Source organism: Micromonospora sp. NPDC005291, assembly GCF_040607415.1.
GTDB lineage: Bacteria > Actinomycetota > Actinomycetes > Mycobacteriales > Micromonosporaceae > Micromonospora.
Genome location: NZ_JBEXGR010000011.1, coordinates 14,168 through 30,252, shown reverse-complemented (window position 1 = coordinate 30,252; position 16,085 = coordinate 14,168). Strand labels below are relative to the sequence as shown.

At 71.0% G+C, this 16,085-nt stretch carries 14 protein-coding genes; 6 read left to right on the top strand and 8 right to left on the bottom strand.

All coding sequences use genetic code 11. The annotated features are described in order from the left end of the window. Positions 1-155 precede the first annotated feature (155 nt). The 3 genes from ABZT18_RS16750 to ngcE all read right to left on the bottom strand — a co-directional run bounded on the left by ABZT18_RS16750 (position 156) and on the right by ngcE (position 3,441). Positions 156-974 carry a carbohydrate ABC transporter permease gene (locus tag ABZT18_RS16750; RefSeq protein ID WP_355251813.1) on the bottom strand — a complete coding sequence of 273 codons (819 nt, stop codon included), beginning with the start codon at positions 972-974 and terminating at the stop codon, positions 156-158. 83 nt (positions 975-1,057) lie between these two features. Further along, positions 1,058-1,966 carry a sugar ABC transporter permease gene (locus tag ABZT18_RS16745; protein ID WP_355251648.1) on the bottom strand — a complete coding sequence of 303 codons (909 nt, stop codon included), beginning with the start codon at positions 1,964-1,966 and terminating at the stop codon, positions 1,058-1,060. A gap of 62 nt (positions 1,967-2,028) precedes the next feature. Then, a complete protein-coding gene (gene ngcE / locus ABZT18_RS16740) occupies positions 2,029-3,441 on the bottom strand; it encodes an N-acetylglucosamine/diacetylchitobiose ABC transporter substrate-binding protein (RefSeq protein ID WP_354997848.1) in 1,413 nt (470 codons plus the stop codon). A 192-nt stretch (positions 3,442-3,633) separates the two neighbouring features. On the opposite strand from ngcE, the gene ABZT18_RS16735 reads away from it, so the two are divergent. Further along, positions 3,634-5,088: an acyltransferase gene (locus ABZT18_RS16735; protein WP_355251645.1), complete on the top strand. Its 1,455-nt coding sequence runs from the start codon at positions 3,634-3,636 to the stop codon at positions 5,086-5,088. On the opposite strand, the gene ABZT18_RS16730 is transcribed toward ABZT18_RS16735, so the two are convergent. Continuing rightward, on the bottom strand, positions 5,060-6,547 hold the full coding sequence (locus tag ABZT18_RS16730; protein ID WP_355251642.1) for a CoA-acylating methylmalonate-semialdehyde dehydrogenase: 1,488 nt from the start codon (positions 6,545-6,547) through the stop codon (positions 5,060-5,062). The two genes, ABZT18_RS16735 and ABZT18_RS16730, sit on opposite strands and share 29 nt — an antisense overlap. After that, a complete protein-coding gene (locus ABZT18_RS16725; protein ID WP_355251639.1) occupies positions 6,544-7,842 on the bottom strand; it encodes an aspartate aminotransferase family protein in 1,299 nt (432 codons plus the stop codon). The genes ABZT18_RS16730 and ABZT18_RS16725 overlap by 4 nt, the downstream gene beginning before the upstream one ends. A 203-nt stretch (positions 7,843-8,045) precedes the next feature. On the opposite strand from ABZT18_RS16725, the gene ABZT18_RS16720 reads away from it, so the two are divergent. Beyond that, positions 8,046-9,104, top strand: a complete 1,059-nt coding sequence (locus ABZT18_RS16720; RefSeq protein ID WP_355251636.1) for a hypothetical protein — start codon at positions 8,046-8,048, stop codon at positions 9,102-9,104. A gap of 62 nt (positions 9,105-9,166) precedes the next feature. Here ABZT18_RS16720 and ABZT18_RS16715 read toward each other — a convergent pair whose 3' ends face one another. Beyond that, positions 9,167-9,862, bottom strand: a complete 696-nt coding sequence (locus ABZT18_RS16715) for a Tat pathway signal sequence domain protein (protein WP_354997843.1) — start codon at positions 9,860-9,862, stop codon at positions 9,167-9,169. 393 nt (positions 9,863-10,255) lie between these two features. Here ABZT18_RS16715 and ABZT18_RS16710 point away from each other — a divergent pair, with 393 nt between their 5' ends. The 3 genes from ABZT18_RS16710 (at position 10,256) to ABZT18_RS16700 (ending at position 12,368) form a co-directional block, all read left to right on the top strand. After that, entirely contained in the window at positions 10,256-11,038 is a 783-nt protein-coding gene (locus tag ABZT18_RS16710) for a TetR/AcrR family transcriptional regulator (RefSeq protein WP_354997842.1), read from the top strand. A 189-nt stretch (positions 11,039-11,227) separates the two neighbouring features. Continuing rightward, complete coding sequence (locus ABZT18_RS16705; RefSeq protein WP_354997841.1) at positions 11,228-11,857, top strand: DUF6230 family protein; 630 nt, start codon at positions 11,228-11,230, stop codon at positions 11,855-11,857. A 1-nt stretch (position 11,858) separates the two neighbouring features. Next, positions 11,859-12,368 carry a DUF6114 domain-containing protein gene (locus tag ABZT18_RS16700; RefSeq protein ID WP_354997840.1) on the top strand — a complete coding sequence of 170 codons (510 nt, stop codon included), beginning with the start codon at positions 11,859-11,861 and terminating at the stop codon, positions 12,366-12,368. A gap of 1 nt (position 12,369) precedes the next feature. Here ABZT18_RS16700 and murD read toward each other — a convergent pair whose 3' ends face one another. Then, positions 12,370-13,734: a UDP-N-acetylmuramoyl-L-alanine--D-glutamate ligase gene (murD, locus tag ABZT18_RS16695; protein WP_354997839.1), complete on the bottom strand. Its 1,365-nt coding sequence runs from the start codon at positions 13,732-13,734 to the stop codon at positions 12,370-12,372. An 82-nt stretch (positions 13,735-13,816) separates the two neighbouring features. Between murD and ABZT18_RS16690 the strand changes: the two genes are divergently transcribed. Continuing rightward, entirely contained in the window at positions 13,817-15,166 is a 1,350-nt protein-coding gene (locus ABZT18_RS16690; RefSeq protein WP_354997838.1) for a hypothetical protein, read from the top strand. A gap of 214 nt (positions 15,167-15,380) precedes the next feature. Here ABZT18_RS16690 and ABZT18_RS16685 read toward each other — a convergent pair. Continuing rightward, the coding region (locus tag ABZT18_RS16685; protein ID WP_354997837.1) for a helix-turn-helix domain-containing protein at positions 15,381-16,085 on the bottom strand (705 nt) is incomplete at its 5' end.

Below are 16,085 nucleotides of genomic sequence, written 5' to 3'. Positions count from 1 at the left end.
GACGGACCTGCATGATCGCGCTCGATCCAGGATGTAGTCCCCACCTCGCGGCAGGAGGCCACTACATCCTGGATCGAGCACGATCATGAGCGTGCGCGGCACGGCGGCCTGGCGCGCGGCGCGGCGCGGGCGGGGCGTCGAACGTGAACCGGTGGCTACTTGAGCTGGCCCGCGGTCAGGCCGGCCTGCACCTGCCGCTGAAAGCCCACGTAGACCGCGAGCACCGGCAGCACGGCGATGCTCAGCCCGGCGAAGAGCCGCGCGTAGTCACCGGCGTAGCCCTGGCTGACCGAGAGCGCGAACAGCCCCTGCGCCAGCACCCACTTGGACTCGTCGCCCTGCATCAGCACCTGCGGCAACAGGAACTGGTTCCAGTGGCTGAGAAAGTTGAAGATCGCAACACTGATCAATCCCGGACGCGCCATCGGCAGCATCACCCGGAAGAAGAGCCGGAAGTGACCGCAGCCGTCGACCATCGCGGCCTCCGCCACCGAGGTCGGCAGGGTCCGGAAGAACGCGGTCAAAAAGAACACCGTGAACGGCAGCGAGTAGGCCGCATACACCAGGATCAGTCCGGTCCAGGTGCCGAAGAGGCCAGCGTTGCGGACCACGAAGAAGAGCGGCACCAGGGCGAGGAACACCGGGAACATCAGCCCGCCGACGAACAGGTAGTAGACGACCTGGCGGCCGCGGAACTCGTACCGCGCGAAGACGTACGCGGCGGTCGCGCCCATCAGCATCGTGAGGCTGACCGAGCCGGCGACCACCACCAGGCTGTTGAGGAAGTACCGGCCGATGTGCGCGCCCGTCCAGGCCCGCGCCCAGTTGTCCAGGTGCAGTGCCCCGGGCAGTCCCCACGGGTCGGCGAGAATCTCCCCGTTGGTCTTGAACGAGCTGATGAACATCCACAGCAGCGGCAGCACGGTGAGCAGGCCCCAGAGCAGCAGGAAGCCGTGCGAGAGGACGTTGGCCACGCCGAGTTCCCGCCGCACCGGGCGGTCCCGGCCGGTGGTGGACGCTGGCGTGGTGACGGTGCGGGTGGGCTGATCCAGAGTGGTCACGAGTACTCGATCCGATCGCGCCGGCCGGCCCGCAGCGACAGCGCCGCCACCGAGAGGGTCAGGAAGAACATCACCACGCCGATCGCCGAGGCGTAGCCGAACTTGGTCTCGCTGCCGAAGGCGGTGTCGTACATCCGTACGCCGATCACGTCGGTGGAGAAGTTCGGCCCACCGTTGGTCATCAGCTGCACGAGGATGAACCCGTCCAGGGCGAAGATGGCCAAATAGACCCAGGCGACCTGGACGGTGTCCCAGAGCAGCGGGAGGGTGACCCGGCGCAGCGTGGTGAACCGGGACGCGCCGTCGAGCAGCACGGCCTCGTAGATCTCCTTCGGCACGGCCGACATCGCGGCGCCGAACAGCACCACGTAGAAGCCGACGTTGCTCCACACCATCACCGCCAGCACGCACCAGAAGGCGGTCGCCGGGTCGCCGAGCCAGGTCGGCGCGGACAGGCCGATCGACTGCAGAGCGGCGGTGAGCAGCCCCTTGTTCGGGTGGTAGACCTCCTTCCACAGCAGCGCGATGATCACCACGGAGAGCACCTGCGGGAAGAAGTACACGGTGCGGTAGAGCGCGCCGCCGCGTACCCCGGTCACACCGGCGCGGCCCTTGCGTCCGCCCATGGCGAGCATGGTGGCGAAGAAGAGCCCGAGCACGATGGTCAGCACCGGCACCAGGGCCAGCAGGATCGCGTTGTTCTTCAACGCGTTCCAGACGTAGTCGTCGTGCCACAGGGTCTTGAAGTTCGCCAGGCCCACCGGGTTGGAGTCGGCCGAGTAGCCGAGCCAGTCGGTGGTGGAGATCTGGAACGCCTGCAGGTACGGCGAGACGACGAAGATGACGTAGAGCAGCACCGGCGGCACCAGGAAGGTGACGATCAGCGGCCACTTGCCATGTCTCACGATGAGGACCTTTCCCCGGGGTGCGGCCGGTGGAGGTGGACCCACCCCCACCGGCCGGGCTGTCAGGCCGCTCGCTTGTATTTCTTGATCGAGGTGTCCTGGGCGATCGAGTCGGCGCCCTTCTGGCACTGCTCGAGGAACTCCGCCGGGCCGATCCGGCCGCTGAAGAACTCGCCGCACGCGGCGTCGACGAGGTTGCGCTCCAGCTTGCGGTAGTAGTTGTTGTAGACCCAGTTGAAGCCGTTGGCGCCGGACGCGTCGAGCGCCTTGACCACGGTCGTCAGCCCGTACGGCAGCTCGACGCCCTCGGTGGCACCGGCGACCACGGTGAGGCTGGCGACCTTCCGGGTGAAGTCCTGGGCGCCCTTCTTGGAGAGCATGGTCCGGAAGTACTCCAGGCCGCCGGCGACGTTGCGGGCCTTGGCCGGCACCATGAACGGCTCCCCGGCGGTGCCCCGGATCGCCTCGAACGGCAGCTTGTCGCCGCTGCCCAGGCTCGGCGTCGGCGCGATGGTCATGTTGAACCCGGCCGGGGTGACGTCCTTCTGCTCGCTCTCCAGCCAGGAGCCGCAGGAGATGAAGGCGGCCTTGCCCTGGCACCAGGCGGTCTGCGACTGCTTGTGGTCCAGGCCGGGCGAGCCCTCCAGGATGTACTTGTCCTTGACGATCTGGTGCCACGCGTCGGCGGCGGCCTTCATCGAGTCGGACTTCCAGGCGTTCGGCTCCAGGTTGTCGATGGCGGTGGCCACCGAGGGGCCGCCGAGTTTGATCGCCGTGGAGATCAGCGGCCAGCTCATGTAGCGCGGGTGCAGGCCGGCGTACGTCCAGGGGGCGATGCCCGCGGCCTTGATCTGCTTGCAGAGCGCGATGTGCTCCTCCCAGGTCTTCGCGTACTCCCAGGAGCGCTCGGTGAAGAGCTTGTTGGAGTGCCAGATGCCGTAGGCGGTGTAGGTGTAGTTCAGCACCAGGAACGTGCCGTCGTACGAGCCGACCTCGACCGCGCCGGGCAGCAGGGTGTCCTTGACCGTCTTGCCGGGGACGTCGAGGCTCGGGGCGGTGAGCAGCTCACCGAGGTCGGCGAGGGCGTTCTGGCTGACCAGCCCGTTGAAGTCGATCTGGCCGGCGCCGGAGTTGTTGACCACGTCCGGCGGGGTGCCGTCGACGAAGCGCGGCTGAAGGGTCTTGCTGATCTCCTGCGTGGCGGAGTGCTTGACCTTCGCCTTCGGGTACTTCTCGGTGTACATGGCCTCGTGGGCCTTGGCGTACTCCTCGCCGAACCCACCGCCGAAGATCACCACCTCGAGCGGGGCGTCCTCCTTCACGCCGAGCGGGTTCTGCTCGCTCTTGGTGCCCTTGTAGGCCGCGTTGTCGCTCTTGTCACCACCGCCGGTGGCGCAGCCAGCCAGCAAGCCGGCGGCGGGGGTGGCCAGCAGACCGGCGGCGGCACTGCGCCGCAGGATGTCACGCCTGTTCATCAGGTATCTCCTCGGGTCGGGTCGGGCGGGCCGCCGGTTTGGGGGGAGGCGTCCGCCGCGCGAGGCACGTCGATTCTCTTCAGTTCATGCTCTGTTGCTGAAGAATTTCTACGACAGGCCGGCCCGGACTTCAAGTCCTGACGGTCGAACCGTTATCACCACCGGCCGCCGTCGGTCGCCTAGCCTGAGGCGATGCGCCGTCTGCGCGACCTCGCCGACCGCACCCCGGCCGGACGGGAGCGGTACGTCGACCTACTCCGTGCACTCGCTATCACCATGGTCGTTATCGGACATTGGGGCGTCACGGTGATCGGGCGGGACGCCGCCGGGCAACCCACCGGGCACTCCGCGCTCGGTGACCTGCGCTGGGCGTACCCGCTGACCTGGGTGGCCCAGGTGATGCCCGTCTTCTTCCTGGTCGGCGGCTACGCCAACGCGGCCTCGCTGACCCGGCTGCGGGCCCGGGGCGGCGACGCCGCCGATTGGCTGCTCGACCGCAGTGCCCGACTGGTCCGCCCCACCAGCGTGCTGCTGCTCGTGCTCACCGGGGCGGCGGCGGTGGCCCGGCTGCGCGGCGTCGACCCGAGCCGAATCCGCGAGGTGGTCTGGTTCGCCACCATCCCCCTGTGGTTCCTGGTCGCCTACCTGGCGGTCGTCGTGCTCACCCCAGCCATGTACGCGCTGCACCGCCGTTTCGGCCTGGCCGTCCCGCTGGTGCTGGTCGCCCTGGTGGGCCTCGGCGACCTGGCCCGGCTGACCGGGTCGGAGGAGCTGAGCTATGGCAGCTACCTGTTCGGCTGGCTGGCCGTACACCAGCTCGGCTTCGCCTGGTACGACACCCGCGCCACCCCGCCGACCGCCACCGAGACCGCGCCCGCGGCGCCGCCGACCACCGCAACCGCGCCACCGTCAGCCTCCGCCGACGCCGGCGGGCCGTCGACTGCCGACCACCCGGGGGTACGCCGGCGGCGGCTGCCCACCTCCCGGCGGGCCGGGCTGGCGTTCCTGGCCAGCGGGCTGGCCGCTCTGCTGCTGCTCACCGGGCCCGGCCCGTGGCCGGTGGCCATGCTGCACGTGCCCGGCGAGCGCCTGGACAACCTCAGCCCGCCCAGCCTCGCGCTGCTGGCCGTCGCCACCGCCCAACTCGGCCTGATCCTGCTGCTGCGCGGCCCGGCGGAACGCCTGCTGCGCCGCACCGGCCCGTGGCAGCTGGTGATCGGGGTCAACCTGGTGGTGCTGACCATCTTCCTCTGGCACCTGACCGCCGCGATCCTGCTCATCGGGCTGCTCGACACGACCGGGACGCTGCCCACCCCGGCCGCAGGTTCAGGCGCCTGGTGGGCGTGGCGAGTCCCCTGGCTGCTGCTGCTCGCAGCCGTCCTGGCGGTGCTGGTCGCGATCTTCGGCCCGGTCGAGGCACGCAGCGCCCGGCACCGCACCGCACGACGGGCTGGCCGGGGCGCCACCACCCGCGCGGCGCTGACCGGGGCCGGGTACACCGCCGTGGTGGTCGCGCTGCTGATCAACAGCGCGACCACGAAGCGGGCCCCGGAGCCACTCGGCACGCCCGTTGCGGCGCTGCTGGTGTACCTGGCCGGGGCGGGCGTGCTGCGGTTGCTCAGGTCTGGGTGGGGAACCCGAGGTTGACCCCGCCGTGGCGCGGGTCCAGCCACCGGCTGGTGACCACCTTGCCGCGGGTGAAGAAGCGCACCCCGTCCTCCCCATGGGCGTGCAGGTCACCGAAGAGCGAGGACTTCCAGCCACCGAACGAGTGGTACGCCATCGGCACCGGGATCGGCACGTTGATGCCGACCATGCCCACCTCCACCTCGTGCTGGTAGCGCCGGGCCGCACCGCCGTCGTTGGTGAAGATGGCCGTGCCGTTGCCGTACGGACTGGCGTTGACCAGCTCCACCGCCTCGTCGTACGAGCCGACCCGAACCACGCTGAGCACCGGCCCGAAGATCTCGTCGGTGTAGATCGACATCTGCGGGGTCACCCGGTCGAACAGGGTCGGGCCCAGCCAGAAACCGTCCGGGTCGCCGTCCGGCGTCACGTCCCGCCCGTCCACCACCGGCACCGCTCCGGCGGCCACCCCGGCGTCCACGTAGGAACGCACCTTCGCCGCGTGCGCCGCGGTGACCAGCGGACCCATGTCGCAGCCCCGCCGGCCGTCGCCGGTGCGCAGCCCGGCCATCCGCTCGGCGATCCGCCCGACCAACGCGTCCGCGACCGGCTCCACGGCCACCAGCACCGAGATGGCCATGCACCGCTCCCCCGCCGAGCCGAACCCGGCGTTGACCGCCGCGTCGGCGGCCAGGTCCAGGTCGGCGTCCGGGAGCACCACCATGTGGTTCTTCGCGCCGCCGAGCGCCTGCACCCGCTTACCGGCGGTGGTTCCCCGCTGGTAGACGTACCGGGCGATCGGGGTGGAGCCGACGAACGAGACGGCCCGCACCTCCGGATGCTCCAGTAGCGCGTCCACCGCCTCCTTGTCGCCGTTGACGACGTTGAGCACCCCGTCGGGCAGGCCCGCCTCGGCGAACCACTCGGCCAGCAGCAGCGCCGGGCTCGGGTCCTTCTCGCTCGGCTTGAGGACCACCGCGTTTCCGCAGGCCACCGCGACCGGCACGAACCACAGCGGCACCATCACCGGGAAGTTGAACGGGGAGATCACCGCGACCACCCCGACCGGCTGACGGATGGTGTACGAGTCGACCTCGGTGGAGACGTTCTCGCTGAACGCGCCACGCAGCGCCGACGGCAGGCCGCACGCGTACTCGATGACCTCCAGGCCGCGCTGCACCTCGCCGGCGGCGTCGGCGAGGACCTTGCCGTGCTCGGCGGTGATCACCTCGGCGAGCCGGTCCCGGCGAGCGTGCACCAACTCGCGGAACGCGAACAACACCGCCGACCGCTTCGCCAGCGACGCGTCCCGCCAGGCCCGCGCGGCGCGGGCTGCGGCCTGCACCGCGACGTCGACGTCCGCGGTCGAGGCCAGCTCGACCTCGGTGGTACGCCGACCCGTCGCCGGATCGAACACGTCGCCGCGCCGCTCGGACGTGCCGCCGACCCGCTTACCGTCGATGAAGTGGCCGATGCTCATGCCGCCACCCCCGCCGCCGACCGGATCGCGTCGACGAGGATCGCCAGACCCTCGCGGGCCTCGTCCTCGGTCAGCGTCAACGGTGGACCCATCCGTAGGACGTTGCCGTACAGGCCGCCCTTACCGGCGAGCAGACCACCCTCCCGAGCGGCCTCGAAGACCCGGTTGGTCAGCGTCGGGTCCGGCTCGCTGGTGCCCGGCCGGACGAACTCGACGCCGAGCATCAGCCCTTTCCCGCGTACCTCCGCGACGCAGTCGAGGCCACCCACGGCGGACCGCAGGCCGTCGGCGAGGATCGCGCCGACCCGGGCCGCGTTCGCCTGGAGGTCGTGCTCGATCAGGTAGTCGAGCACCGCGTTGCCGGCCGCCGTGGAGATCGGGTTGCCGCCGAAGGTGGAGAAGCTGATCGCCGGCACCGACTCCAGCACCTCGGCCCGGCCGACCACCCCGGCCAGCGCGAACCCGTTGCCGATGCCTTTCGCGAAGGTGAGCAGATCCGGGGTGACGCCGTGCGCCTGGTAGCCCCAGAAGTGCTCCCCGGTGCGCCCCCAACCGGTCTGCACCTCGTCGGCGATGAACAGGATGCCGTGCTCGTCGAGGACCTTCTTCCAGCCCGCGAAGAGCCCGTCCGGCGGGTGCACGAAACCACCGACACCCTGGATCGGCTCGGCGATCAACGCGGCCACGTCACCGGCGGTCTGCGTGGCCAGCACCTCGCGCAGGTCCTCCACCGCCGCGTCGACCTGCTCCTCGGCGCTCAGGCGCGCGAGCAGACCGCGCACCCGGTCGCCCGAGTGCAGCCAGGCCACCTGGAGCGGGTTGAGCCCGCTGGCCGACCAGTTGCGGTTGCCGGTGACGCCCATCGCCGCGTACGACCGGCCGTGGTAGCTGTTACGCACCGCCAGGATCTGGTGTGAGCGGCGGTGGTTGGTGGCGACCAGCAGCGCCGCCTCGTTCGCCTCCGTGCCGGAGTTGGTGAAGAACACCCGGGCGTCCGGGATGCCGGAGCGCTGCGCGATCTTCTCGGCCAGCTCCACCTGCTGCCGGATCAGGTAGAGCGTCGAGGTGTGCGCGATGCCGGTGGCGAGCTGGCGCTCGACCGCCTCCCGGATTTCCGGGATGTCGTAGCCGATCATGTTGGTCAGCACGCCGCCGAAGAAGTCCAGGTAGCTGCGCCCCTGGGCGTCGGTGACCCGGCGGCCCGAGCCGGCGACAAGCTCGAGCGGCTCGGCGTAGTACAGCGGCATCCAGGACGGGAGCACGGCCCGGTGCCGGGCCAGCAGGTCATCGGTCATCGTGGCAACCCTTCAGCGGCGTTCGCGGATACCGCACGCTCCCACCGGCGGCCGGTATGGACAACTGCCACTGTGTAGCGCAGGGCGCGCCAGCTCCTGACAGTCCGTCAGCCGACGACGGCTGGCGCCAGGGTGAGCCGCCCTGCCAACCGGACGGGACGACGCCGACCCGCGCCGGGACCGCCGCTCGGTACGATTCGGCGATGCCCGACATCCCCGCTCCGCCACCGTTACGGACAGCGGATGGACCGATCGGAAACACGCCGTTGACCTCCGGGTCGGTGCCCGTCGGGCCGGACGTGCCGCTGCCCGCCGGGGTCGCGGGCGCACCGACCACGGCGATGACCGCGGGGATAGCCGGGTGGGTCGACGCCGACCCGCTGCGCCAGCTCGTCGCCCGCTTCGGCGGCACGTGGCCGGCCGGTGACCTCGCCGACGCTCTCCGGTTCCTCGACGAGTTCTCCGCCCGGCACTGGGACTTTCGGGGCGGCCGGGAGCGGCCGGACGCCCGGGAGCCGAACCTCGACGCCGGCACCGCCGAGCTGGTACGCGCCGCCGCCGGCGCGCTGGGGCTCGTCCGGCCCGCGCCACCGATCAAATCGGCGTACGCCCACCAGGTCGTGCTGGGCGGCCTGGCGCACGCCTGCCTGCGTCGCGTCGCGTACGCCGCGCACCTGCTGCGCGGCGGGCTGCGGGTGACCGGCGAAGTGGCGGTGCTGGGCAGCTTCCGGCCGCTCTCCGACCTGGAGCACCGGATGTTGGCCGAGGCGGGGGCACCCCGCTGCGAGACCGAGGTGGACGCCCTGGACGCGGCGGTCCGGCTGGCATTCGGGGTGACCGCCCCGGCGCGGGAGGACGGCGTCGACGCGGGCCACGCGCACCACTCGTGGTCGTCGCGCACGTATCTGCCGGCCTCTCTGCCGCCGGTGCGGGTGCTGGCCGCGCCGTCGAGCGAGCCGCAGCGGCGGCGTGCGCACACCGCGGACACCCAGCGGTTCTGGGCCGGCCACGTCCAGCTCGCCCCAGGCGACGACGTGCTGATGGTCACCGCGCCGATCTACGTGCCGTTCCAGCACTGCGATGCGCTGCGCACCCTGGCCGTGCCGTACGGCTGCGGCATCGACACCGTCGGGGTCGACCCCGCCCTGGTGGACCTTGCCCGGCTGCCGGAGCCAACACTCAGCCCCGGCCGCTACCTCCAGGAGATCCGCTCGGCGATCCGTGCGATGCGCGCCCTGCACACGGAGTTGGCCGCCGGCTGAGCGGCGCACGACCGAAGGCCGGCGCACGGCGGATCGCCGCGCACCGGCCTTGTGGACCGTGATCAGTTCACGTAGACGGCGGCGTTCCCCTTGCTGGTGTCGCGCACCGGCGAGTACGTCGCCGAGAAGTACGCGGTGCTGAAGCAGAGAGCCGAGCCGGAGAACTTGGTCAGTGGCTGGTTGGTGAAAATGATGGAGTTGGAGGCGTTGACCGCCGCGCCGGTGAGGCTGTTGGTGCTGGTCCGGTAGACGCAGTTGACCGTACCGAGCAGCGAGTTCAGCACGACGGTGCTCTGGATCGGCGCCGCCGCGGTGCCAGTGAGCTTGACGACGCCGGCGCTGGTGACGGAGGTGGCGTACGGCAGGTTGTTCAGAGTGATGCTCTGCACCCCGGTGGTGCCGAACACGTTGGTGGTGCAGGTGCCGAAGCTCTGTCCGGTGAGGTTCTCGGTCGCGGTGCCCGGGGCGATCGGGTTGGTCAGCACCTTGGCGGTGAAGGTGGACGCGGCGCACTTGATCCCGGTGGTGCCGCTGGTGGAGTTGTAGAAGGTGGCGTTGGTGCCGGTCTTGAGGCTGGCCTGGATGATGTCGTTGACGGCGACCGCGGTGCCGCCGGCCGTCGGATAGGTCAGCACGTTGCCGGCGAGCGCGGCGGACGGGGCGGTGGGCGGCGCGGCGGAGGCCGGGGTGGCGCCAACGAGACCGGTCAGCAGTGCGAGGGCAGCGAGGCCCCCACCGATTCTTCCGTACCTGAGCATGGTTCTTCCTTCCGGCGGTGGGACGGGAATGAGCGGACCGCACAGGCGGTCACCGCCGGGCGGGGACACCCGGGCGGCGATTGTGGCCATCCGTAGTGGACGGCGGTGGTGAGGGTGCCGGCGGCCATCGGGGCCGGCCGGCGGTGACGGAGGTGCCGCGCGTCAGCGAACGGTGCAGCGTGCCGTGCTGCGGCGGAGCCGCGTCACCTGCGACTTTCGTGCCTTGGGAGTGCGCTCGAGTTCGGCGATAATGGCAGTCATCGAGCCCTCCTTCGACGAGCCAGGGTGACCATCCGGGGAGATCACCAACGGTGACTATGCACCAACTGAGCGTGGTGAAAGTTATAAACCCCGGAGGGTCGCAAAGTCAACGCATCCAGGGAGGTCGATAAGTTGACCACGCAGGGTCACCCACAGTCAGCGACGGCGCCGGTGCCCCTGCCGGGTGCGCGACCCGGGCGCGACCCGGATCGCGCAATCAAGCGCGGTCCGCGCCGGGTCTCCGCCGAGGTGGTGGCCGCGACCCAGCGGGACCGCCTCTTCGACGGGCTCGTGCACGAGGTGGCGACGAAGGGCTACGACAACGCCCGGGTCAGCGACATCTGCCATGCCGCCGGGGTGACCCGCCCGGCCTTCTACGCCCTCTTCACCGGCAAGGAGGACGCCTTCCTCGCCGCGTACCGGCACGGCATCGCCGTGGTGTCACAGCTCATGGAGAGTGCCTACCGCGATGCCGGCCCGGCCTGGCCGGACGCGGCCCGCGCCGCGCTGCGCACCCTGCTGGAGGTGCTGGCGAGCGTGCCCGCGTTCGCCCGGATGGCGCTCGTCGAGGTGGACGTGGCCGGCCCGGACGCCCGCCGGGAGCGGGATGCCCTGCTCAGCAGCTTCCGCCGGTTCTTCGCCGACGCCGGCCCAGGGCCGACGATCGCCGGTGTGGACCGGGACGCTCTCGTGTCCACAGTGGTTGGCGGGATCTACGCCACCATCCGCGGCCGCGTGGCGCAGGGGCGGGCGTCGGAGCTGCCGCAACTGCTGCCGGTGCTCACCTACGCGGCCACCGCGCCGTTCCTCGGCACCGACGGTGCGGCTCAAGCGACCCGGCCGATACGCCCGGACGACGGCCCGAGCACGACCGCGCCATGCGTGTCGACCAGCGAGCCGACCTTTCATTCCTGATCACCCAGTCGAAAACCGCAGCGGTTTCTCACTTTGGCCGCATTTTACAAATGCTGCTCAACTGGCCGCCTCTACACGCTGTTGACCCGCCCTTTACTCGGCGGTAACTTCGGCCTGTGCCTGGATACGCAGCATCCGGGGGCGCAATTCCCATTGTCGCTGACGAATTGATCTCTAAGGGGAGCCGCCATGTCGGAGGAGACCGCACCCATCGAACCCGGTCCACCGCGGAGCGGCCTGCGCTGGCGCCGGTTCGCCATCACGTTCGGCACCGTCGCCGCGGGCGCCGCCGGCATGATCATGCTGACCGCCCAGGGCGTGCTGGGCGCGCAGTTCGCAATCTCCGGCATGCCGTTCACCGTCACCGCCGACAAGCTCACCGGCACCGGGTTCGAGCAGTTCGCCACCCTCGACCAGATGATTCCGGACAGCCCCAACCAGGGCGACACTGGCGGGCAGGTCCTGGTGATCGTGTCGGCGATCGACAAGGCAGAGCTGACCAACCTCTGCCAGAGCATCAATCTTGGCGGCGTCAACCTGAAGATCACCGCTGGCGGCAACGGCAAGCCGGTCACCGCCCGGACCCTGGTCGTCGATGGTGACGAGGTCGCCGGCAACGCCTCCTTCGAGAACATCGACGTCGGCCAGGACGCCAGCACCCTCGACCAGGTGCCCGGCGTGACAGGCAACCCCGGCGTCTTCGCCCAGCAGGCGGACAAGGTGACCATCACCAACCTGCGGCAGAACAACTTCGCCACCACGGCCGCCGTCTTCAACCTGCCCAACCTGCGCATGGCGTTCACCTCCGACGGGTGCTGACATGACCACCGGACGACACCACCCGGCGCCGGCCGCCCGCCAACTCGGCGGGCGGTGGCGCCGCTGGCGGCGGGCCCGACCGTTCACGGCCGGGGTGCTGATCGCGCTCGGTGGCGCGGAGATGCTCGTGACCCTGCGCGCGTCGCTCGGCGTGCTGCTGCACGTCGGGCCGCAAGGGCTGGCCGCGTACCTGGTGCCAGCGGTCCTGATTCTCTGCGGGGTGCTGCTGATCACCACCCCGCAGCAGCGGGTCTTCTACGCCCTGCTCTCCCTCGTGCTCGGGCTGGGCTCCTGGCTGACCTCGAACCTGGGCGGCTTCCTGATCGGGATGTTGCTGGCCCTGATCGGCGGGGCAATGGCGTTCGCCTGGACCCCGGACAAGCAGCGCCGACCAGCCGTCGCCGCAGCGGAGCCCGTCGCACCGGCACCGCGCGAATCCGAGGATGACGCCGACACCGCCCTGCTGCCCGGAATGCAGACGCCGGACCCGACTCCGGCCGAACGGGGCTGAGTCAGCGGGCGGTGTCGGCGACCGCCTGCGCGAACACCTCGGAGCGGTGCTCGAAGTTGCGGAACTGCCCGTAGCTCGGGGCGGCCGGCGAGAGCAGCACCACCCCGCCGGTCGGGGTGAGCTTGCGGGCCAGCCCCACCGCGGCCACCAGGTCCTCGGCAAGCTCGGTGCGCACCGCCGGCAGCCCGGCGAGCGCCTCGACGATCCGGGGGCCGCTGTCCGGGATGCCGATGACGATGATCTCCCGCTCGGCCAGGTGCTCCCGGAGCGGGGTGTAGTCCAGACCTCGGTCGTTGCCGCCCACGATCACGGTCAACGGCCGCCCGTCGTACGCGTCGATGGCGTGCATGGCCGCGTACGGGCTGGTGGCCAGGGTGTCGTCGACGAAGGTCAGCCCGGACGGGTCGGTGATCTCGGTAAGCCGGTGGGCCAACCCCTGGAACTCGGCGACCGCGACGGCAAGGGTGTCCTTGCCGGCCACCACGTCCACACCGAGCGCGTCGAGCACGGCGAGCGCGACGCAGAGGTTGCCCTCGTTGTGCCGGCCGACGAGCGGCAGCACGGCGCGTGGGAAGAGCGGCTGAGCACCGAGGTGGAACCACGCGGTGCCGTCGGCGCCGGTGGCGACGTGGGTGGTGTCGGGGCGACCGGCCCGGACCGTCGACCCGTCACCCAGCTCACCGAGCTCACTCAGCTCGGCGGCGAGCCGGGGGTCGGCGCCGTTGACCACGATCGTCTCCGGGCCGTGGGCGAGCAGGTTGAGCTTGTCCCGGTAGTACTCCCGCTCCCCGCCGTGCGCGTCCAGGTGCTCGGGGAAGAGCGCGGTGACCACAGCCACGCGGGGCGAGTCGGTGAGGTCGCTGCACTGGTAGCTGGACAGCTCCAACACGTACAGCTCCGCCTGCGGCAGATCCAGGGTCGGCACGCCGATGTTGCCGCCGAAGACGTTCGGCCGACCCACCGCAGTCAGCAGGTGACTGATCAGGCTGGAGGTGGTGCTCTTGCCCTTGCTGCCGGTGACCCCGACGGTGCGGGCGGCATGGTCGGCCATCCACAGCGCGGTGCCCTGGGTCACCATGACACCGCGTCGACGCAGCTCGATCAGCCACGGGTGGGTCTGCGGGACGCCCGGGGAGCGGACCACCACGTCGGCGGCGGCGAGCCGTTCGAAGCCCGCCTCGCCGGTGACCAGCGGAGCCGCCTCGGCCAGCGGGCCGTCCCAGGGCAGCGAGAGGAAGTTCGCGCTGTCGTCGACGGCGACCAGCTCGGCCGGGCCGTGCGCGGCGATCGCGGTCACCGCAGCCCGGCCCTCCCTGCCGGTGCCCCAGACGGCGACGGTACGTCCGCGCAGGTCAGACAGGCGCACTGGGCTCTCCTCAGGGGTCGCGGCGGCAGCAGGGCGGGCCCGGTCCGGACACGGCCGGACGAACCAGGGCCTAGTATGGCGTGTGCCCAACGAGCAGCTCCGGCGGATGGACGCCTTCACCTTCCCGTCCTACTCGATCGACTTCGCCACTGGCGAGGTGTTGTTCGACTACGCCCTGACCGGCCCGGCCGGCGAGCAGCGATTCACCGAGGCGATCACCCTCCCACTGCCGGCGGAGCCGCCCTCGGACGAGACGGTGGCGACCCTCGGCCGGGTGCTGGAGGTGCTGCACCTCGTCGCCGGCGTCAGTTACTACAAGGCCGCCGCACCGCCCCGGCTCGTGCTGCCGGCGCCGCTGGGCGCGGCCACCGTCGACTACGTCACGGCCATCTACACCAAGGGCCTCGCCGAGTACGCGTACCGCAACCAACTGCCGCACGTGCTCCAACTGCGCCCGGAGGTGCCGGCGGGTTCGCCGGAGTCACCACGCGTGTACGACAACTCCGACCGTCGTCCGCTCTCCGCGGTCGGCGGCGGCAAAGACTCGATCGTCAGCCTGGAGGCGCTACGTCGCGCCGAGCTGGACCCGGTGCCGTTCTCGGTCAACCCGAACCACGTGATCGTCTCGGTGAACGAGGCGTCCGGGCTGACCCCCCTGGCCGCCCGGCGGCGGATCGACCCCGTGCTGTTCGACCTGAACGCGGCCGGCGCACTGAACGGGCACATCCCCGTCACCGCCATCAACTCGCTGATCGCGGTGGCCACCGCGGTGCTGCACGGGCTGGGCCCGGTGGTGATGTCCAACGAGCGCTCGGCGTCGGACCCCAACCTGGTCTGGAACGACCACGAGATCAACCACCAGTGGTCCAAGGGCGTCGAGGCGGAAGGGCTGCTGCGGTCGGCGCTGGCTGAGCACGCCGGCCTGACCGACCCGTACTTCTCGCTGCTGCGCTCGCTGTCCGAGCTGCACATCGCCCGGCTGTTCGCCGAATTCACCCGGTACGACGATGTGGTGACCAGCTGCAACTCCGCGTTCAAGCTGCACGACGCGAGCGAGCGCTGGTGCCGCAACTGCCCGAAGTGCCGGTTCGTCTTCCTGGCGATGGCGCCGTTCATGCCGCGGGAACGGGTGGTGGGCATCTTCGGCGGTGACCTGCTGGCCGACGAGTCGCAGATCCCCGGCTATCGGGAGCTGCTGGGCGTGGACGGGCACAAGCCGTTCGAGTGCGTGGGCGAAGTCGAGGAGTCGGTGGTGGCCCTCGGCCTGCTCGCCGAGCAGGACCAGTGGCGCGACGCCCCGGTGATCCAAGCCCTGGTGGACGCCGTCCCAGCAACAGCCTGGTCCGCAGTAGCCACCTCAGACGTCTTCACCCCCGGCGGCCCCAACCACATCCCCCCAACCTACGCAAAAGCCCTAACCACCCTCACCTAACCCCCACGCACCCTCCCCCGCGCACGCCCCCTCGCGCCGCGCGCGCCCCTCGCATGCCCCAGCGCGTCGATCTAGGGCATATCACTGTTCTGGGAGATCAACTCACGCTGATATGCCCTAGATCAGCGCGGCCGGAGCGGGCGGGCGCGGGGCCCGGGGGGCGCGGCGGGCCCGGGGGGCGCGGCGGGCCCGCGGGGCAGGGGGGCGGGAGGGGTTAGGGGGTGCGGACTGCTTCTAGGGCTAGCAGGGCTACGTGTAGGGACAGGGAGGCTTCGACCGAGTCGAGGTCTACGTCGAGGATGCGGGCGATGCGGGCCAGCCGCTCGTAGAACGCGGGCCGGGACAGGTGGGCGGCGGCAGCGCCCGCGGTCTTGTTGCGCCCCTGTTCCAGGTACGCGCGCAGGGTGTCGAGCAGCTGCTCCCGGGGGTGCCGGGCGTCGTAGTCGAGCAGCGCGCCGAGTTCGCGTTCCACGAAGGTCTGCAACCGTGGCTCGTCGCGTAGCAGGTGCAGCAGCCCGGCGAGGCCGACGTGCGGCAGACGGAAGATCGGCAGGTCACGCCGGTCCCGGCGGGCCGCCTCGGCAATCTGTCGCGCCTCGACGAGCGACCTTCGTGCCTCCCGCAGACTGCCCACGCCAGAGCCTGCGGCCACGATGACCCCACCGGGAGCTAAGCCGGCGCCCCGGGACGAATCAGCGCCGCCCGCCACCCGAGGAGCCTCGGCACCGGACGCCGCCCGGGACGGATCGGCACCGGACGTCGAGCGGGACACCTCGGCGCCCGACGTTGCCCGGGACGGATCGGCGCGCGAGACCGCCCGGGATACCTCGGCGCCCGACGTTGCCCGGGACGGATCGGCGCGCGAGACCGCCCGGGATACCTCGGCGCCCGACGTTGCCCGGGACGGATCGGCGCGCGA